The organism is Cytobacillus sp. FSL K6-0129, assembly GCF_038007625.1.
Classification (GTDB): domain Bacteria; phylum Bacillota; class Bacilli; order Bacillales; family Cytobacillaceae; genus Cytobacillus; species Cytobacillus kochii.
Genome location: NZ_JBBOXM010000001.1, coordinates 403,118 through 422,066 on the forward strand (window position 1 = coordinate 403,118; position 18,949 = coordinate 422,066).

Here is an 18,949-nt window from a genome sequence, read left to right on the forward strand (position 1 = left end):
ATAATGATTTCAACATATCCTAAAGTTTCAGGAAAATTTTTAATTGATGGTAAATGGTTGGAAGCGGAAAATAAAAAAGAAGTCATTAATCCAGCAAATACGCAAGAAGTAGTTGGAGAAGTTGCCCTTTGTACAAAGGAGCATGTAGATAAAGCGATAACATCAGCAGTGACGGCATTCGAATCTTGGTCTCAATCAGATATTCACGAACGCGCAGAAAAAATGAAGGTAGCAGCAGGAGCGATTGAAAAAATCGTTGAAGAGAATGTGAATTTACTCGTAAGGGAAAATGGTAAAATATTAGTTGAAGCAAAGAAAGATTTACTTCGATGTGTCGACATTATGAGAGAAGCGTCCGATGAATTATTAACTTGGTGGCAACCAGAGTCATTAGATGGAAAACAAAAAGTGCAAATTCGTAGAAGGCCGAGAGGGGTAACTGCGGTAATCTCTCCATGGAATTCACCGATGATTTTAACATTTAAGCGTGTTATTCCTGCTATCTTAACAGGTAATACAGTCATCGTTAAACCAGCTACAAGTTGTCCGCTAACAATTATGACATTTCTAGAAAAAGTCGCTTCATACTTTCCAAATGGTGTATTGAATGTTGTAACAGGGTCAGGTTCAGTAATAGGAGATGCACTTTGCAAAGATTCTAGTGTACGAACAGTTGCCTTTGTTGGTAGTACGGAAACGGGTAAAGAAATTATGAAAGCGTCAGCTAGCAATGTGAAAAACATCTTCATGGAATTAGGCGGGAATGATGCAGCCATCATCTTGGAAGATGCGAAACTCGATGATGAATTAATAACTAAGTTAAGATTTGGTATCTTACGAGCAGCTGGTCAAGTATGCTCAGCAGTTAAAAGGGTATATGTGCATGAATCTCGTTATGAAGAGCTTGTGGAAAAATTAAGGAAAAAGTTCCAATATATTCGGATTGGTAGTGGGATTCAACCAGATGTAGAGATGGGACCGTTAAATAATCAATCACAATATGAATATGTGAAAGGGTTAATTTCGAGAGCGAAAGATGGAGGGGCAGAAGTCCTTACAGGTGGAATCAAAATTGATCCAGAAGGTTGGAATGATGGATACTTTATTGAACCTACTATTATTACTGGTGTTAATCAAAATAGCGAAATTGTTCAAGCGGAACAATTTGGACCAGTAATTCCGATTCTCTCATTTAAGACAAATGAAGAAGCATTAAAGCTTGCAAACGATAGCCATTTTGGTTTACGTGCGTCTGTTTGGACAGAAAATGAAAAGAAAGCGATTGCGTTTGCTGATCAATTAGAAGCCGGTGCTGTATTTATCAATAACCATACTGTATTCCAGGACCTTCATTTAGATTTTCCTGGTTTAAAAGAAAGTGGTATTTCACGCGAAACGAGACACTGTAGCTTGGAATTTTTTGCAGACACTTATGGATTCGCGAATTAGAAAGTAGGGTTAAAAAATGAAGCTGGGATTAATAGGTGGAGGAAATATCGGAAAATTTTTGCTACAATCTATCAATAGCGATAAATTGGTAGATGGCGCACAATTCGTTGGATTGTATACAAGAAATCAAGAGAAAGCAAATGAGCTGGCTGAAGAGTATGATTTGCGAAGCTACCAATCAATCGATGAACTGATTGCTTCAGATATAGATGTGATAGTTGAAGCAGCTACTGTAGACGTTGTTCGAGCCCATGCCACATCGGTTCTCACACATGGTAAAGATCTTGTTGTGAGCAGTGTTGGCGCATTTTCTGATAACGACTATTTTCTCCAATTAGAAACGATTTGTAAAGAACAAGGGACAACGATTCATTTACCTTCAGGTGCAGTAGGAGGCTTGGATATATTAAAAGCTGCTAAGGCTATTGGTGCTTTACAAGAAGTATCGTTAACAACAACGAAGCCACCGCATGCCTTAAACGGTGTTACTCTCGAGAATAAAACAGTCTTATTTGAAGGTAATGCCTATGAAGCGATTAAACAGTTTCCTAAGAATATTAACGTATCAATTATTCTATCATTAGCTGGACTTGGTTCAAAAGAGACAAAAGTGAAGATTATTGCTGATCCAAAAGCAACGAAAAATAGTCATGAGATTACAGCTAAAGGGGCGTTTGGAAAAGTGAAACTAGTGGTTGAAAATGATCCGATGCCAAACAACCCAAAGACAAGTTACTTAGCAGCTTTAAGTGTTCTCTCAACATTGAAACATAAGGATCAATCTATCAAAGTGGGGTAAGAATTAGTACAATAATCTTTGTGACATCGATGAATCAATTGGTAAGAAGGGGGATTATTATGATTAAAACGGCAAAAGACATAGAGGATATGACAAAATCGGAATTATTGGAACATTTGAATGATACGGTCAAACCGGAAGTAGGAGAAATACCTGCCTACGTGTTGGCTGATCCCAAAGTTTATGATCTTGAACATAAAAAAGTCTTTATGAAAACATGGATATTTATTGGTCATGAATCAGAAATACCTAATAAAAATGATTATATGCTGAGAGATTTAGCCGGATATTCAATTATTGTATCTAGAAATGCAGATAGCAGCATCAAGGCATTTTACAATATGTGTACGCATCGTGGTATGAAGTTGTGTCGTGCAGACAAAGGGAATAAATCTGCTTTTGTTTGTCCATATCATGGATTTAACTTTAAAAACAATGGTGATTTAATTGGTGTTCCACTACAAAAAAACATCTATGGTGAAGAGCTAGATAAATCTACTATGGGTTTAACAGAAGTACGAATTGAATCCTATAAAGGATTGTTATTTGGTACTTGGAATGATGAGGCAGAATCATTAGATGATTTTTTAGGAGATTTTAAATGGTATCTTGATATATTAGTAGGTCGAGCTGAAATGGAAGTTCTCGGTGCTCCGCAACGTTTCGTGATTCATTCGAATTGGAAGATTGGTGCTGATAATTTTGTTGGTGACTCCTATCATACAATGGTGACACATGGTTCAATTGCTAAATTAGGAATGGTACCCTCTGCAACGTATTCCAAAATGGGTTATCAAATTCATAGTGAAAATGGCCATGGACTAAATCTTGGTACACCAAATCCTGATTTTGCTTTTCCAGAAGAATTAATAGAAGAATATAAATCGAATTTATCGTCAGAACAGTTTGAAGTATTAAGTAACTTGAAGAATATGATCGGGAACATCTTTCCACATCTATCTTTCTTAATTTCTCATACGAAAGTAAAAGGGCAATTGATTTCCAATACCACTGTTAGGTTATGGCGACCAATCGATCACGACAAAATGGAAGTGATTGCTTGGTTTTTAGTAGAAAAAAATGCACCTGAAGATTGGAAGAGACGTTCACGTGAATCCTTTGTCCTTACATTCAGCCCATCAGGCATTTTTGAACAAGACGATACGGAAGTATTTACTGACATTACTGCCGCAGCAAAAGGCCCTATGCCAGTAATGAAAAATTTAACTTATAACTACACAATGGGACTGCATAGAAAACCAGTAGACTTTATCGGTCCTGGAGTTGCTTATGATGATAAATTCTCTGAAGCGAACCAAAGAAATTTTTATAAATACTGGTTGGAGCTAATGAATAGCTAAATTTTCTTGAAGGAAGGAGATAGATGAAATGAGTATGGAAAAAATGCTTGCAAATTATGAATTTGAACAATGGCTATATAAAGAAGCACAATTATTGGATGATATCGATTTTGATGGCTGGTTCAGTTTGATGCATCAAGATTTGAAGTATCAGATGCCAGTCCGTATAAATAAGGAAGGAACAGAGCGACCTGATTATACGACAGATATGTTTTGTTTTGATGATGATATTGACTTGCTAAAACTCAGAGTGGATCGTTTAAAAACAGATTATGCTTGGGCGGAAATTCCACCTTCTCGAACTCGACGTTTTGTCAGTAATGTAAAACTGGAAGATTATAATGAGGAAGAATTTGCGTCAGTGAATAGTTATTTACTTCTTTATAGAAGTAGAAGTACAGATATCCATCACGATATTATTTCAGGAGAGCGTCGTGATGAATTCAAGTTCGAGAACGGCAAATGGAAGCTATCGAAACGGGTATTTATCGTGGATCAAACAACAATTAATACTCGAAATCTAGCAATCTTTATTTAATTTATTCACAAGGAAGAGAGGAGGACAACTAGAATGGCAGAGTTTAGTGGTCGCTCGCTTTATGTAACTGGTGGGGCATCAGGTATTGGGAGAGCTGTGGTGGATTCATTTCTGAATGAAGGAGCAAATGTGACGATTCTTGATCGCTCAAAAGACGGATTAGCTGCTATCAAGGCACAATATGGTGAGCAGGTGATTTGTATAGAAGGAGATGTCACTATTTTTGAAGACCACGAAAAAGCGGTATATCAAGCGGTTGAAAAATTTGGGGGACTAGATGTCTTTATTGCTAATGCAGGGGTATTCGATGGATTTGCAAAATTCGAAAATGTGACTGCTGAAGCAATGAATGATGCTTATGATTTATTAATGAACATTAATGTTAAAGGATATTTCAACGGTGCGAAAGCTTCCCTTCACGAATTGCAAAAGACAAAAGGTAATATCATTTTCACCGTTTCAGGTGCAGGATTTTACCCTGATGGTGGTGGAGTATGGTACACCGCTAGTAAACATGCGCAAATTGGTTTAATGAGACAATTAGCTTTTGAGGTTGCCCCAGACGTAAGAGTGAATGCAGTTGCCCCTGGTGGGACATTAACAGCACTTAATGTCATCCCACCTTTAAAACCATTTGTGAAAGAAATCGACAATGATACGAAAGCGAAAAGCATAAAAACGAGAAATCCATTAAGAATCGCAATGAATGCTGATGATCATGTTGGTCCATATTTATTATTAGCTTCGAGTAAATCACGCGCCATTACTGGCGAAGTCATTTCGAGTGATGGCGGCCTAGCCATCAGAGGTCTTAGTTAAGAAAGGAGATAAATGATTATGGCATCAAATACGAAAATACAGCCACTTCTTGGTAGTACAGAGGTCAATCAATTAGCATTTGTTGTCAATGATATTGAAAAAGCCTCGGCTGATTTTTCAAAACTGTTAGGTATACCTAATCCTGGCTGGTTCTTAACAGGTGATGAGGAAGTCTCTAAAGTAATATATAAAGGAAAGTCGACCGCTTCACAAAGTAAACTAGCATTCCTAAATACACCGACTGTTCAATTTGAACTCATAGAACCTAATATGGAGCCGGGAACAATGCGCGAATTTCTCAATGAAACAGGAGAAGGAATCCACCATATTGCCGTTGATGTTGATAAGATTCAAAATCATTTGCCGAACCTAGAAAAAAATGGTTATCCGCTTCTTCAATCAGGTGAGTTTACATCAAGTGATGGAAGGTACATTTATGTTGATACAACGAATGAAATGAAAACTTTGATTGAATTATTAGAAAGTGCAGAACCTAGGGATACTACATACAAAGCGGGAGAAGAAAAGCCACTTTTAGGTACAAATGTTGTGGAACAACTTGCCATTGTGGTAAAAGATTTAGATAGAGCAGCAGATAAGTTTTGCCAATTACTAGGTGTGAAAAAACCAGCAGTGATTCAATCAGGTCATAGTGACATAACAAAAGTTGTTTATAACGGTGAAGCAACGGATGCGGATAGTCGCTATATGTTCATTCGAACACCATTATTAGAAATTGAGTTAATTGAGCCTGGAAAAGCGCCAAGCACATGGAAGACACATTTAGAATCATATGGAGAAGGTGTTCACCATATATCCTTTGTAGTAAAAGATATGGATGAAAAGATTACACTTTTAGAAGAAATGGGCTATCCAGTTATTCAAAGAGGTAATTTTTATAACGGAAAAGGCAGATATGCTTATATGGACACAACTTCAACTTTTAAAGTCATCATTGAGTTGTTAGAAAAATATTAAACTATATTGGGAAGCGCTTTGTAAATGAAGAGGTATACAAGGTTGCTTCTCTCAATTTTTTAAGTAAATACTTATCAGGTGATTTCATGACAAAAGTTGATGTCTTTATTATCTGAATTTTCAAATAAAAAATAAGCGAGGATTATATGATGGAATTAAAGGAGAAAGCACTAGCGCTTCATCGTTTGCATAAGGGAAAACTTAGTATTACCACAAAGGTGCCAGTAAAAACGAAAGAAGATTTAAGTTTGGCGTATTCACCAGGTGTAGCTGAACCTTGCTTAAAGATTGCTGAGCATGAAGAGTCAGCCTATGAATATACGAGTAAAGGCAATATGGTCGCAGTCGTTTCAGACGGTAGTGCCGTTTTAGGCCTTGGAAACATAGGTGCTCAGGCATCTTTACCTGTAATGGAGGGAAAGGCGATTCTTTTTAAAGAGTTTGCCAATGTCGATGCAGTGCCGATCTGTCTTCAGACCAATGATGTAGATGAGATTGTCCGTACGGTGAAATTATTAGAGCCCTCATTTGGAGGAGTGAACCTTGAAGATATTTCTGCACCTAGATGTTTTGAAATTGAACAAAGATTAGTTGAAGAATGCGGAATTCCTGTCTTCCATGACGATCAACACGGTACGGCAATTGTAACAGTAGCTGGTTTAATCAACAGCTTGAAGGTTGTGGGGAAAAAGCTTGATGAAATAAAAGTAGTCGTTAATGGTGCAGGTGCAGCGGGGATTTCAATTATTAAATTATTAAGAAAATTAAATGTTGGCGAAATGATTCTTTGTGATACAAAAGGAATGATTTATAGCGGAAGAGAGGAAGGGATGAACGCGATTAAAGAAGAGGTAGCCAAAATAACAAACAGTAAGTCTCTATCGGGTACGTTAAAAGAGGCAATGAATGGGGCGGACGTGTTTATTGGAGTCTCTGCAGCAGGTGTATTATCTAAAGAAATGGTACAAACAATGAATCGTGATGCGATAATTTTTGCGATGGCTAATCCTAGTCCAGAAATTATGCCAAAGGAAGCCAAAGATGCTGGAGCAGCCATCATTGGTACCGGCCGGTCTGACTTTCCTAATCAAGTGAACAATGTATTAGCTTTTCCAGGAATTTTTAGAGGTGCATTAGATGTAGGAGCCAAAGTGATTAATGAGGAAATGAAGATTGCGGCTGCTTATGCAATAGCAGGCATGATTAACGAAGAAAAACTTACTAGAGACTATATTATCCCAGATCCATTTGATATCAATGTAGCACATAATGTGGCAAAAGCAGTTAGTGAAGCAGCCATTTCTACTGGTGTCACTAGAAATGCATATAGAGAACCAATTTTTATATAAAATAATGAATACGCCGGGGATGTTTGTCCAAACAAAATAAAGATGTGGACATACTATAATTGTGTAAGATCTCCTCCCTATTAGATCTTTTGATCTACTTTGGCCACAAGCCATTTAAACTTGTGGTCTTTTTTATGTCCAATTAGAAAAAAGATAAAAGCTACCAAACATGCCGGTAGCCTTTACTCTCACGAACACCATACCTCCTCAAATATCAGCCCTCGTTATCTGTTTTTTTATTTATCACTATCCCTTCCTTTGTTTGTTTCAAAACCTGATGACCAAAAACAGCGATCCCTGCTGCAATAATACCGTTAACAATCGCCTCTAATGAAAAACCATATCCGATGCTCCCAATACCGATAGAACAAATAAACAAAATCCAAATGATTGTCCAATCAGGGATAATAGGGGTCTGTTTGAGTGCATGTCCAATGAGCCAAAGCGCCGGTATTAATACAAAATAATTTTGGTTCAAAAATTGCACAAGGTTCATGTCACCACCTCCTTATTCCGGCTATTAAATATAGTATGAAAACCGCATAAGATTGCTTGTTCGCTTGCACTAAGTTTAGAAGCAGAAAGGTATTATTTTTTGAGAAATACTAGAAATAGTATAAACAAATCCTTATTTTTAGGTGATCTGTTGTATGTAATAGGGGTGGAACAACCTCTAAGTTCTAATAAATGAAAGCACCTTGTAAGTAGCTCAATTTTAATTTATCTGATGATAACCTGTCTCTTTTGCATATTAACTTTTATATAAGAAGTGAAAGGGGGGAGAGAATATGGCACAAACAATTTTAGTTGATTCAAAGCTTCGTTTAAGTTTTGAAACAGGTGTAAATGAAAAGGGAGAAGCGGAGTATAAGGTGAAAACTTTTAGCCATGTGATATCAGAAACTACGGCTGATCAATTATATCGATTTGCCGAGGCATATGGATCTTTAGCACAATCACCACTCGTTTCTATCCAAAGAAATGACAACCATGATATTTTACAATAATACTATTTGAAGGGAGAGAGTAAAGAATGACGAAAAAATTAGAGTTAACTTTTGGAACGGCAGATGGAAGTGTTTCGACCATTTCAGTTGATGATCCTAAAGAACCTATTGACATCGCTGAAGTCATTACTGTAATGGAAGAAATGATTGCTTCAGAAGCGGTTCAATCAACAAAAGGAAAGCTTACAAATGTTAAAGGTGCAAGACTTGTAGAAAGAACCGTTACTGATTATGAGATAGTGTAATATAAGGTTATTGTAACCAAGTTGTAATTTTAGGTGAACCTCTATCTTTTGCAAGGAAAGAGGTTCATCTTTTTATTTATCTTCTATATTCTTATTACGCAAATTTAGGAGGGAACGAATGTGAGTGAGCTTGTTAAAATGATCAGTGAAGTCGGCTTTCCTATCATTGTGACATTGTATTTACTTTACCGCATTGAGGCGAAGTTAGATGTGGTTGTTCAATCGATTCAAAGCTTGCCTGAGAAGCTAAAAGATTAAAAGCGTAATTTGTTGACAGTGATGGGGATAGATGCTAAATTTAACTTAACCGTTACTCATTAGTGGTATATAAAGAAAGCTTTTCCTTTGATTGGATAGGTCTTTGTAAGTACAATGATTAAAGGTGAATTTTTATATGGTTGTTTTTTCAACCATAAGGAGGATTTTTTGTTATGAAAAACGGTAAAGTAAAATGGTTTAACGCAGAAAAAGGTTTTGGATTTATCGAAGGCGAAGACGGAAATGATGTATTCGTACATTATTCTGCAATCCAATCTGAAGGATTCAAATCACTAGATGAAGGTCAAGAAGTTTCTTTCGAAGTTGTTGAAGGTGCTCGTGGACCTCAAGCGGCTAACGTTAATAAAATATAATTCGATGATAAACAGTCTAACATTTGTTAGGCTGTTTTTATATATAAAAATAATAGTTGATCCTTTCACTTAATATGATGCTGAGCCCACTTACGAAACATCTCATCAAGATCATTCATATTAAAAGTAATAGGAAGGTATGATGCTTCAATATCTTTCCAAAACATTTTTAAAGTATTACCTGCTGACTTCGTACTTCCCCACAATCATTAATATGTTTGCAAGGATTTGCCATCATATCATAATTGCTATACATTTGGAATCTTTCATATGTATAGCAATTGGTTAATTGTGACCCACACGGTTCATTTTTTGCACTCGGTAGGAGTAATCATCGAGATGATTATTCAATCACTATGATGAACCAATAATAATCCTCGTTCACTCCATAACAAGCGGTACACCTTTTATATGATAATCTGATTATCCTTCCAATCATTGCATTATTGTCCGTTCTAGCCCATATTTTTCCTTAATATATTGTTATGCTCACTCCTTTACTTGTTTTTATTTTAAAACATATTCGAAAAATGAAATGGAATATATTAATCTTTGCATTAAGAAAATGTTATTAAGATATAGCTTGTAATCATAGTAGATTATTTGTGATAATATGGTGAGAAAATTGGTTACAGAGTTAAATGGTTCGATTATGGGAAAAGGAAGGTTTAGTTCATTATTAACAATAAAACCTTACGAATCGATGCTGTATGATGGATTGCAGACATGGGGTGTAAGTATTACCAATGAGCGCAGCATTCGCTTGCTATGAAAGTACGACTTTATAAAGATATATTAATATTGAAGATAAGATAACATCAGAAGATTTTGTAACAATGTGGAAGAAAAGCAATATGAAGGCAGATTTGCCTCATTTTTATAAAAGGTTAAATTAGGCAAACAAAGATACATAGAAGAGAGGGAAAATAAGTGAAATTTATTCATACAGCTGATTGGCATTTAGGAAAGCTTGTTCATGGGGTTTATATGACTGAGGATCAATCATATATGCTAAAGCAATTAGTTAAGCTTGTTGAGGAAGAACAACCAGATTGTTTAGTTATAGCAGGTGACCTTTATGACCGATCTGTCCCGCCCGTTGCTGCGGTAGAATTATTAAATGAAGTATTATTTACAATCAATGTAAAATTAGGTGTCCCCATTGTGGCAATTGGCGGAAACCATGATAGTGCAGAACGATTATCATTTGGCAGTTCATGGTATCAACAAAGTGATTTTTACTTAGCTGGAAAGCTGAAAGACACGGTTGACAGTGTCAATATTAAGGGAGTGAATTTCCATCTTGTTCCCTTTGCTGAACCAGGTCTAGTAAAATATGCTTTCAATGATGATCGGATTATCTCACATGAAGAGGCAATGAAAGCGATTATTGAAAAAATAGAAAAGAAGATGAACCATAATGAGCCAAATGTGCTCGTCGGTCATGCATTTGTACTTGGGGGAGAAACGACAGATTCAGAGCGAATATTATCTGTAGGTGGTTCTGGCTGTGTAAGTGCCCGTAACTTCGATTTATTTGATTATACAGCTCTTGGTCATTTACATAGTCCAGATGCGATATCTCATAACAAAATTAAATATGCTGGATCTCTGATGAAGTATTCTTTCTCAGAGGCAAAACAACAAAAATCGGTTTCAATTGTTGAGATGAATGCTAATGGTACTTTTCAATTAGAGAGAAAAAGTTTAATACCGCTCCGAGATATGAGGGAAATTGAGGGCTATTTAGACGAGTTATTAGACGAGCGTTTTTATAGCGAGCAGAAGAAGGATGATTATATAAAAGTAACCCTATTGGATGAAGGTGCGTTGATTGACCCCATCAATAAATTAAGACAAATATACCCTAATATTCTTCATTTAGAACGAAAGCGTACTTTGCAAGATATGAAAAAGAAGACGAAATTAAATGTTTTAACTGATGAGAGAAAAAGTGAACTTGAACTATTTTCGCATTTTTATCAAGAAGTAACCACAGCTGAATTCACTGAGGATAAGCAAAATATTATTGTCGATGTAATAGAAAAAATGAGAAGGGAGGGAGTTGGCCTATGAAACCACTGTTATTAACAATGCAAGCGTTTGGACCATATGCCGGTAAAGAAAAGATTGATTTTACTCAATTAGGTGGTCGTTCAATGTTTGTTATATCCGGAAAAACAGGAGCGGGAAAAACAACTATTTTTGACGGGATAACATTTGCCATTTATGGTAAGGCGAGTGGGGAAGATCGAATGGGTGCAGACTTACGTAGTCAGTTTGCAGAAGAAGAGTTAATAACGGAAGTATCGCTCACATTCACAATTAAAGAGAAACGATTCTATATTGTTCGCTCTCCTCAGCAATTGAAGAAAAAAACAAGAGGGGACGGCTTCACAACCGTTGGTGCGAAGGCCGAATTATATTCGATCTCTAATGATGGTACACAGCAACAATTAGCTGCGAATGTTCGGGATGTAGATGAAAAGATTAAAGAAATCATGCTTATTGATAGCAACCAATTCAGGCAAATACTGATGATTCCCCAAGGAGAGTTCCGTAAATTACTCACTTCAGATAGTAAAGAAAAGGAAGTCATCCTGCAAAAACTATTTCATACAGAGATATATAAAAGAATAGAAGAAAGATTAAAAGATGAAGCAGCTGAACTGCGCAAAAATGTGGAAGTGAAATTCGAGCAAAAGCAGAGAATCGCGCAGCAAATTCATGCTGTTATGAATCAGGAGTTACAGAGAGTACTAGAAGAGGATAAGCTTGAGTCTATCAATCATCATCAGTTTGTAAAACTTTTATCAGAAGAATTAGCACAAATGGAAGAAAAAATAATTGACTGGTCAAAAAAGATAAAAGAGCTTGAAAAGACAAGTTTAGAATTTCAGCAAAATAAAATAGAAGGGAACCGGATTATTGAACAATTCACATTAAAGGAACGATTAACTGAAAGGTATGAACAGCTAAAAGATACTGAGGAAATAATGGCGAAGAAAGAGAAAGATTTGTCCTCAGCGTACAAAGCAGCTGTCTTATTCGAACAGGAACAAAATTGCCACCGTCTAAAAAAAGAAATTAATCATATTTCCGAGCAAATGCAATCAGTCCAAAGTGAAGAAAATATCCAAAAGGAACGGCTATTACATGCAAATAAAGTATTAGAAAAGGAGTTGCTTCGGGAGAAAGAAAGAGAATTAGTAGAATCAGAATGGTTGTCATTAAAAAATTTACACGATGATATCCACATCTTTGCTGACACAGAGAAAGAGGTTTCATTATTAGATCATGCAATGACTAGTAAAAAGAAAGAGATTGATAAAAGCCAACAAAAACTTAATCATTTACAGCAAGAATTAAAAAAAGTAAAAGAAGAAAAGCAAGAGCTTGAGAAAAATCAAGAACATATGCTTTCAATAGAACAACAACTTCATCAATACAAATATGAAATCAAACAATTACAATCACTTATACACTTAGAGCAAGAATTAGTTTTTGAAAAGCAATCTTATGAAGAAAAGGATAAATATCTACAGAACGCAATTGCTCGCTTGAATGATAGTAAATCACTTCAGCATGAACTCGAGAAGAAGTGGATAGAAGGACAAGCAAGTATTCTAGCAAGGCAGCTTCAACAAGGTGAACCATGTCTTGTTTGTGGTTCAATTCATCATCCGTCAATTGCTAATGGTCATGAAACCATTCCAACTGAGGAGGATTTAAATGCAGCTAAACATCAAGCATTAGTCATTGAAAAGGAAAAAATAGCGGCAGAGCAAGCTTTCTACCTAGTACAATCTAAATTACAACATATAGAAAAATCTATTGCGAAACTATTAACAGAAATACAATCAGAGCATCTACATCATCTAACATTAGATAATGCAAAAGAAGTTTTAGCAGAAGTGGAAGAAAACGAAAGAAAAAAAATACAACAGAAAAATCAACTAGAAAAAGAAAAATCCAGGTTGAAGCAATGTCAAGAAAAAATCATCCTGTTAGAAGAAGAGGAAAGTCAGTATGCAAAAAAAACAGATACGCTTAAGCAGTCTGTTGTTGATCTAAACAATGAATATATTAAGCATCATACCTCGCTGCAAAGGTTGATTAAGACCATTCCAGAAGATTTACGTTCTTTACCGCAATACAAAATGGCTTTGCAAAATAAACAGGACAAATTGCAGACATTAAAAGACCAATTAAAGTTGGCAGAAGAACAGAAAGAAAAAGTGGCCAAACAATTAACCATTTTGAAATCGCGTTATGAAACATTCACCCAACAACATGACCATTTACAAGGACAATTACATCAGGAAAGAACGGACTTTGTTAATCGAATGCAGAAGCAAGGCTTTCAAAGTTATAGTGAATATGCCAATGCGCAAATTTCAGAAGAACTTAGGGAACAAATCGCTCAAGAGATACGTTCGTATCGTGAAGAATTACGTTCTGTTAATGACCGCTTAAATGAGTTGACGAAACAATTAAGAGATATAATGAAACCAGATTTAGAGCAAATTGAATCGAAAATAAATGAACTCGCTAAAAAGATTCAATTTGAAAATGAGCAATACAATCAACTTATGTATAAGAAAAGAGATAATGAAAAGGCATATACACGTTTAGAAAGTCTTCATGAAGAAATTGCTGATTTAGAAGAACGTTATCGCCTCATTGGTCATTTATCCGATATTTCGAAAGGACAAAATACGTATAGATTAACGTTTGAGCGGTTCGTTTTAGCGGCTTTCTTAGATGATATCCTTATTCAAGCCAATTTACGTTTATATAAAATGACGAACGGAAGATATGAATTAACGAGAAAAACAGATCGTTCCAAAGGAAATGTACAAAGTGGATTAGAACTACTTGTATTTGACCAGTATACGGGACAAGAAAGACATGTTAAAACATTATCAGGTGGGGAGAGTTTCAAGGCTTCTCTTGCCCTTGCATTAGGTCTTGCTGATGTGGTTCAATCACATGCAGGTGGCGTTTCGATGGAAACCATGTTTATAGATGAAGGTTTCGGTACACTTGATCCTGAATCATTAGAACAAGCCGTTGAATCACTCATCGAAATACAGAGTAGCGGTAGATTAGTGGGCATTATTTCCCACGTCCCCGAGTTAAAAGAAAGAATAGATGCACGCCTAGAGGTAGAGTCGTCTAAAGGGGGCAGTACAACTAAGTTTATTTTTACAACCTAAGTAATTTTGGACTCTCTTCATTGATAGGGGGTCCTTTTTACGTAACCAAAAGGTTTGTTATGAAGACGACATCACTTAGTCTCGAATGATTTTTTTTCGAGCGATTATTCACTATTATTAGGAGTTTTCGGGCGAATAGAAGTGTTTGTCTATAGTCAATTTTTCATAAAAAGAAAATACTTGTGCGAAAGCAACAGATAAGAGTATGGTAAAAAAGGTAAGTACTTCACTTAGAAGCACAAAAGGTGAAAAAGGCGAGCGTATGATGTTTGAACTTTACTCTGAACGAAAGATAGAAATGAAAGCCGTCCACACAAACAAGGCTAGCCTGAGTTAATTAGGTTCAAAAACTCCTAACAAGACCCCAGCAAAAATTGTTTATGTTTTCTTTCGAAAAGCGGAATAATAGGAATCAAAGTTTAATTATTGTATAATTATTAATAATCAGAAAATAATTAAAGGGGGTGAAAAGACATGGCCGTTGCATCCTTCACTCGAACGAGCGCTCATAAGCAAGAAAACCCACAATATAAAAAGTTAATTTTAGCACTCTGTTTTTGTAGCTGGTTTGTCGTTATGAACACAACAATGTTTAATATAGCCTTGCCCAATATAATAACAAACTTACATATTACCCCGATTATCGGTTCGTGGATGGTTTCTGGATACTCCATCGCTTTTGCCATTTTTACACTCACATTTAGTCGATTATCCGATTATATTTCTATAAAAAAATTGCTCCTTATTGGACTTAGTATATTTATAAGCTCTTCGTTGGTTGGATTTTTTGCTGAAAATTTTATTATCCTTTTATGTTCACGAATCTTACAAGCGGTTGGTGCTGGGGCTGTTCCAGGATTATCTATGATCATTGCTAGTAGATATGTGCCGATATCAGAAAGAGCAAAATCAATTGCCATGATTGGTTCAGGTGCAGCATTAGGTTTTGGGTTAGGTCCAGTAGTAGGTGGGGTAGCAACACAATTTTTTGGCTGGAATTACTTATTTCTAATACCGCTAATGGTTCTTGTCTTTTTGCCTATATTAATGCAATTGTCTCCGGAAAATGAAAGAAGGGAAGGTAGCTTTGATATATTTGGTTGCTTTCTTACTAGTTGTACAACTATTGCCGCCCTTTTAACTATCTCGCAAACATCTTATTTATTCGGCGCAGTATTTGTAGGTTTAGCAATCATTACAATGTTCTATTTGATGAAGCAGAATCACCCATTTATATTTCCGCAATTACTATTAAATAAACACTATATCCGATTATTAGTCATTGGTTTATCAGGTTTTATTTTTCATTTTTCAAATTTATTTATGATGCCACTTATTTTAGGGAATTTGCATCATAAAGAGCCGATTACTATGGGTCTATTGATATTTCCAGGTGCCATCATCGCTATGCTTGCTGGACCCTATATTGGTAAGTTGATTGATTTATATGGAAGCAAGCGTTTTATTTCTCTTGGCCAATTAACATTACTGCTCGCCTCATTACTATTTGCTTTTTTACAAGCTTACAATTCGTACTTTATTATGGGTGCTTACATTTTTGCAAGTATCGGTTTTTCTATGCTAAATAGCAGCGTTGCCAATGAAACAGCCTATCTATTATCAGCAGAATTGAACAGTGCAGGTATGGGTCTGTTACAACTACTTCAATTTATTGGTGGAGGAATTGGAGTGACAATATGTGGATTATTAATGAATCTTCAGGGGGAATTGCCATTATATATTCAGTATGAACGCGTCTACTTTATGCTTGCTAGTATTCTCGTACTCGCTTTTAGCTATCAAATCATCTTTCGGAAAGTAGATATTGAAAACTAATCGTTCAAAACAATATAATAATAGAAAAAGAATTCAAGGGGACAATAGATGATGGAATTGAAGATTGATGATTTATCAGGTACAGATATTCAACAATTGATAATGGAACATTTAGAGGATATGAGTAGTCAATCACCTCCTGAAAGTACACATGCATTGAACTTAAATGGTTTAAAACAGCCTTCTGTGACCGTTTGGAGCTGCTGGGAATCTGGTCAACTTGTTGGTTGTGCTGCATTAAAAGAGCTAGACAACCAACATGGTGAGATCAAATCGATGAGAACAGCCAAAAACGCTTTACGAAAAGGGGTAGCAGGAAAACTATTAGATCATTTGCTTCATGAAGCAAAGGAGCGGGGGTACTTGCGTTTAAGTTTAGAAACAGGTTCTATGGAATCTTTTGAACCAGCTAGAAAATTGTACGAAAGTAGAGGGTTTCAATATTGCCAACCATTTGACCACTATAAGGAAGATCCCAATAGTGTGTTTATGACACGAACAATTTAGAATAAGAAAATTATTCTTGTTAGATAAATGGTTGCTAGTAAAGAATCTCTGTAATGAAACAGGTGCAAACCGAATGTGATTTGCACCTGTCTTTCTTCGCATTATGGAAATATTTTTTTAAAGGACAAAGGTGAAAATGAAAAATAAAATGTAAATGAAGATTAATAAGCCGATAATTGTAAAGGCAATAGTTGCTATTTTACTACTAGAGTATTTATTAAGAACAAACACCATCACAATATAGAGAATAAAAAAGATTAGAGCTGGTAAGAAAATAAAGAATGTTGAACTCAATTGGAAAACCCTTTCTTTTTGCAATATATGTACATTCTCTACTATCTTAAATGAAAGCTAGTAGGACATGCAATATTTCGTACAGAGCATAACCTTTTTGAGGTATTTTTAAGCGTATGATAAGTATATTCAAGACGGTTACAGAAGGAGATGTGTAAACGTGAAAAAATAGAAAGATGGAACACTGTACTGGGCAACCTCCTTTTCCATTGTTTTCCATCTTCTCTTTACTAACGAATGTGATATTGAATAATTTTCCCCCCTTATAATGAAAATTCCTGTGATCTCTTTTAAGCAGTTCAGTTCCGACCGCTTAATACACTAATTAAAGAGTGTATATTTTAAGAGCGCCAATCCTTTGTCGGTTCACACCCACAACCTCAGGCAATTATTGTTCTGTCCACTTTTGCTACCTAACAGATATGGAATCTTTGAGCAATTCCTTTCCCTCTTTTCATCAATATGTTTTTTACAGTATTATTTAATATGGCAAAAAAGAAGTGTGAAAAATTCAGATAATTATTAACCTGTTTATTTTGTTGAGGATATTTATGGTATCATTTGTAAATAACAAAGGTCCTAAATTCTAGTTTAAAAGGAGATTTGCGCGACAATTGATATCATTACATAATTTGAAAGAATGGAAAAACCCAATCATTTTATTATCTCACTTTCTAGTGCCCATATTGGTAGTTTTGTATATTTAGCAGCCATTAATGTATTGGTGTACAAAATAACAGATGGTTCAGCAGCGGCTGTCGCCGGTCTTTGGGTGATTTCACCAATAATCAACATGATGACAAAGTTGTGGACAGGTAGTTTTATAGATTATCGTAGTAAAAAGAAAATCGTGATGATTACTTATGTTTTACGTGCTTTATTAATTGTAACCATGTTCTTCGCAACGAATATAACCTACTTGTATCTTATTTTAATTGCTTTAAGTGTGGCCCAATCATTTTTTGTCCCTGCGTCAGTAACCTATTCAACGATGATAGTCCCTGTTGAGAAAAGAAAAAAGTTCAATACATTCCGTTCGGTCACATCATCTAGTGCTTTTATTATTGGGCCAGCGATAGCTGGTGTATTTATCTTGTTGACAACCGTTGAGGTGACTCTTTTATTAACTAGTTTGTTTTTTGTCATCGCTGCCCTTTTTATTTGCTTTCTACCTGATGTGGATAAGAAGAAGATGGAGATCCCTCGATTAACAGTTAACAGAATAAAGGAAGATTTTACCCTTGTTTTTAGCTTCTTAAAAAAAGAGAAATATGTCAGCTTTGTCTACTTAGGTTATTTATATCTGGTAATTATTTCTTATATTATGGATGCGCAAGAGGTCGCTTTTATTCAAACAGTAGTCGGCCTTTCTGAGACTGATTATAGCTTTCTTTTGAGTATTACAGGTATAGGATCGGTTGGTGGCGCTTTAGTATTAACCATGATGGCAAATAGACTATCAATCCGATCAATGATTGCTTGTGGAATGTTCATGATGGCTATTGGATATGTTATCTACTCATTATCCACGTCATTTACGGCTGTGATGAGCAGTTTTATACTATTAGGTTTTTTTAATAGTTTCTTAAATGCTGGAGCCTTAACTTTTTACCAAAATAATATCCCTGTAGAAATGATGGGCAGAGTGACAAGTATCTTTCAATTGCTGCAAAGTATGTTACAAGTAGGTTATTTAAGTATCATTATACTAATGACTCATCTCATTCCATTAAAAAATATTATCATTACATTGAGTTTGCTCCTATTTGCATTCACTTGCCTTTATGTTGTAGTTATTTTTCGCTATTCTTTTCAACGTTATTTTACAGAAAAAGGTGAGGAGATGTCTGCTGATGAATAACAGCAAATGGCTATGCTTGAATACAACTTTTCTGCAAACAGTTTTATTTGCTACC

The 18,949-nt window shown here is 35.6% G+C and carries 18 protein-coding genes; 17 read left to right on the plus strand and 1 reads right to left on the minus strand.

All coding sequences use genetic code 11. The features are described 5' to 3' along the window. Positions 1–3: 3 nt before the first annotated feature. The 7 genes from MHI57_RS02000 to MHI57_RS02030 all read left to right on the plus strand — a co-directional run bounded on the left by MHI57_RS02000 (position 4) and on the right by MHI57_RS02030 (position 7,293). Complete coding sequence (locus tag MHI57_RS02000) at positions 4–1,449, plus strand: aldehyde dehydrogenase family protein (RefSeq protein ID WP_307314250.1); 1,446 nt, start codon at positions 4–6, stop codon at positions 1,447–1,449. A gap of 16 nt (positions 1,450–1,465) precedes the next feature. Beyond that, on the plus strand, positions 1,466–2,248 hold the full coding sequence (locus tag MHI57_RS02005) for an aspartate dehydrogenase (protein WP_095373452.1): 783 nt from the start codon (positions 1,466–1,468) through the stop codon (positions 2,246–2,248). Between the two features lie 59 nt (positions 2,249–2,307). Beyond that, positions 2,308–3,609: an aromatic ring-hydroxylating dioxygenase subunit alpha gene (locus MHI57_RS02010; RefSeq protein ID WP_095373451.1), complete on the plus strand. Its 1,302-nt coding sequence runs from the start codon at positions 2,308–2,310 to the stop codon at positions 3,607–3,609. 28 nt (positions 3,610–3,637) lie between these two features. Beyond that, positions 3,638–4,147: an aromatic-ring-hydroxylating dioxygenase subunit beta gene (locus tag MHI57_RS02015; protein ID WP_340974675.1), complete on the plus strand. Its 510-nt coding sequence runs from the start codon at positions 3,638–3,640 to the stop codon at positions 4,145–4,147. 33 nt (positions 4,148–4,180) lie between these two features. Beyond that, entirely contained in the window at positions 4,181–4,966 is a 786-nt protein-coding gene (locus MHI57_RS02020; protein ID WP_095373449.1) for an SDR family NAD(P)-dependent oxidoreductase, read from the plus strand. Positions 4,967–4,984: 18 nt separating this feature from the next. After that, positions 4,985–5,944 (plus strand): VOC family protein, encoded by a 960-nt coding sequence (locus MHI57_RS02025; protein WP_340974678.1) that lies wholly within the window; start codon positions 4,985–4,987, stop codon positions 5,942–5,944. A 146-nt stretch (positions 5,945–6,090) separates the two neighbouring features. After that, on the plus strand, positions 6,091–7,293 hold the full coding sequence (locus MHI57_RS02030) for an NAD(P)-dependent malic enzyme (protein WP_307314243.1): 1,203 nt from the start codon (positions 6,091–6,093) through the stop codon (positions 7,291–7,293). Between the two features lie 214 nt (positions 7,294–7,507). On the opposite strand, the gene MHI57_RS02035 is transcribed toward MHI57_RS02030, so the two are convergent. After that, positions 7,508–7,789, minus strand: a complete 282-nt coding sequence (locus MHI57_RS02035; RefSeq protein ID WP_095373446.1) for a phage holin family protein — start codon at positions 7,787–7,789, stop codon at positions 7,508–7,510. A 292-nt stretch (positions 7,790–8,081) separates the two neighbouring features. Between MHI57_RS02035 and MHI57_RS02040 the strand changes: the two genes are divergently transcribed. The 10 genes from MHI57_RS02040 to MHI57_RS02085 all read left to right on the plus strand — a co-directional run bounded on the left by MHI57_RS02040 (position 8,082) and on the right by MHI57_RS02085 (position 18,894). Beyond that, entirely contained in the window at positions 8,082–8,300 is a 219-nt protein-coding gene (locus tag MHI57_RS02040; protein WP_095373445.1) for a DUF1659 domain-containing protein, read from the plus strand. 26 nt (positions 8,301–8,326) lie between these two features. Further along, positions 8,327–8,545: a DUF2922 domain-containing protein gene (locus tag MHI57_RS02045; RefSeq protein WP_095373444.1), complete on the plus strand. Its 219-nt coding sequence runs from the start codon at positions 8,327–8,329 to the stop codon at positions 8,543–8,545. Positions 8,546–8,683: 138 nt separating this feature from the next. Then, positions 8,684–8,803 carry a YvrJ family protein gene (locus MHI57_RS02050; protein ID WP_263624176.1) on the plus strand — a complete coding sequence of 40 codons (120 nt, stop codon included), beginning with the start codon at positions 8,684–8,686 and terminating at the stop codon, positions 8,801–8,803. A 173-nt stretch (positions 8,804–8,976) separates the two neighbouring features. Then, a complete protein-coding gene (locus MHI57_RS02055) occupies positions 8,977–9,177 on the plus strand; it encodes a cold-shock protein (RefSeq protein WP_095373442.1) in 201 nt (66 codons plus the stop codon). A gap of 625 nt (positions 9,178–9,802) precedes the next feature. After that, entirely contained in the window at positions 9,803–9,949 is a 147-nt protein-coding gene (locus MHI57_RS02060; protein ID WP_340974680.1) for a hypothetical protein, read from the plus strand. 158 nt (positions 9,950–10,107) lie between these two features. Then, positions 10,108–11,253 (plus strand): exonuclease SbcCD subunit D, encoded by a 1,146-nt coding sequence (locus MHI57_RS02065; protein WP_340974681.1) that lies wholly within the window; start codon positions 10,108–10,110, stop codon positions 11,251–11,253. Further along, complete coding sequence (locus MHI57_RS02070) at positions 11,250–14,396, plus strand: SMC family ATPase (protein WP_340974682.1); 3,147 nt, start codon at positions 11,250–11,252, stop codon at positions 14,394–14,396. Before MHI57_RS02065 ends, MHI57_RS02070 begins: the two co-directional genes overlap by 4 nt. Before the next feature lie 474 nt (positions 14,397–14,870). Further along, entirely contained in the window at positions 14,871–16,232 is a 1,362-nt protein-coding gene (locus MHI57_RS02075; RefSeq protein WP_095373440.1) for an MFS transporter, read from the plus strand. A gap of 51 nt (positions 16,233–16,283) precedes the next feature. After that, positions 16,284–16,739, plus strand: coding sequence for a GNAT family N-acetyltransferase (locus MHI57_RS02080; RefSeq protein ID WP_095373699.1), 456 nt, complete (start codon positions 16,284–16,286; stop codon positions 16,737–16,739). Positions 16,740–17,673: 934 nt separating this feature from the next. Beyond that, positions 17,674–18,894 carry an MFS transporter gene (locus tag MHI57_RS02085; protein WP_340974683.1) on the plus strand — a complete coding sequence of 407 codons (1,221 nt, stop codon included), beginning with the start codon at positions 17,674–17,676 and terminating at the stop codon, positions 18,892–18,894. Positions 18,895–18,949: the final 55 nt, after the last annotated feature.

Coding starts and splice junctions, on each gene's coding strand:
- MHI57_RS02000 (WP_307314250.1), top strand. CDS start 4: ATGATTTCAACATATCCTAAAGTTTCAGGAAAATTTTTAATTGATGGT.
- MHI57_RS02005 (WP_095373452.1), top strand. CDS start 1,466: ATGAAGCTGGGATTAATAGGTGGAGGAAATATCGGAAAATTTTTGCTA.
- MHI57_RS02010 (WP_095373451.1), top strand. CDS start 2,308: ATGATTAAAACGGCAAAAGACATAGAGGATATGACAAAATCGGAATTA.
- MHI57_RS02015 (WP_340974675.1), top strand. CDS start 3,638: ATGAGTATGGAAAAAATGCTTGCAAATTATGAATTTGAACAATGGCTA.
- MHI57_RS02020 (WP_095373449.1), top strand. CDS start 4,181: ATGGCAGAGTTTAGTGGTCGCTCGCTTTATGTAACTGGTGGGGCATCA.
- MHI57_RS02025 (WP_340974678.1), top strand. CDS start 4,985: ATGGCATCAAATACGAAAATACAGCCACTTCTTGGTAGTACAGAGGTC.
- MHI57_RS02030 (WP_307314243.1), top strand. CDS start 6,091: ATGATGGAATTAAAGGAGAAAGCACTAGCGCTTCATCGTTTGCATAAG.
- MHI57_RS02035 (WP_095373446.1), bottom strand. CDS start 7,789: ATGAACCTTGTGCAATTTTTGAACCAAAATTATTTTGTATTAATACCG.
- MHI57_RS02040 (WP_095373445.1), top strand. CDS start 8,082: ATGGCACAAACAATTTTAGTTGATTCAAAGCTTCGTTTAAGTTTTGAA.
- MHI57_RS02045 (WP_095373444.1), top strand. CDS start 8,327: ATGACGAAAAAATTAGAGTTAACTTTTGGAACGGCAGATGGAAGTGTT.
- MHI57_RS02050 (WP_263624176.1), top strand. CDS start 8,684: ATGATCAGTGAAGTCGGCTTTCCTATCATTGTGACATTGTATTTACTT.
- MHI57_RS02055 (WP_095373442.1), top strand. CDS start 8,977: ATGAAAAACGGTAAAGTAAAATGGTTTAACGCAGAAAAAGGTTTTGGA.
- MHI57_RS02070 (WP_340974682.1), top strand. CDS start 11,250: ATGAAACCACTGTTATTAACAATGCAAGCGTTTGGACCATATGCCGGT.
- MHI57_RS02075 (WP_095373440.1), top strand. CDS start 14,871: ATGGCCGTTGCATCCTTCACTCGAACGAGCGCTCATAAGCAAGAAAAC.
- MHI57_RS02080 (WP_095373699.1), top strand. CDS start 16,284: ATGGAATTGAAGATTGATGATTTATCAGGTACAGATATTCAACAATTG.
- MHI57_RS02085 (WP_340974683.1), top strand. CDS start 17,674: ATGGAAAAACCCAATCATTTTATTATCTCACTTTCTAGTGCCCATATT.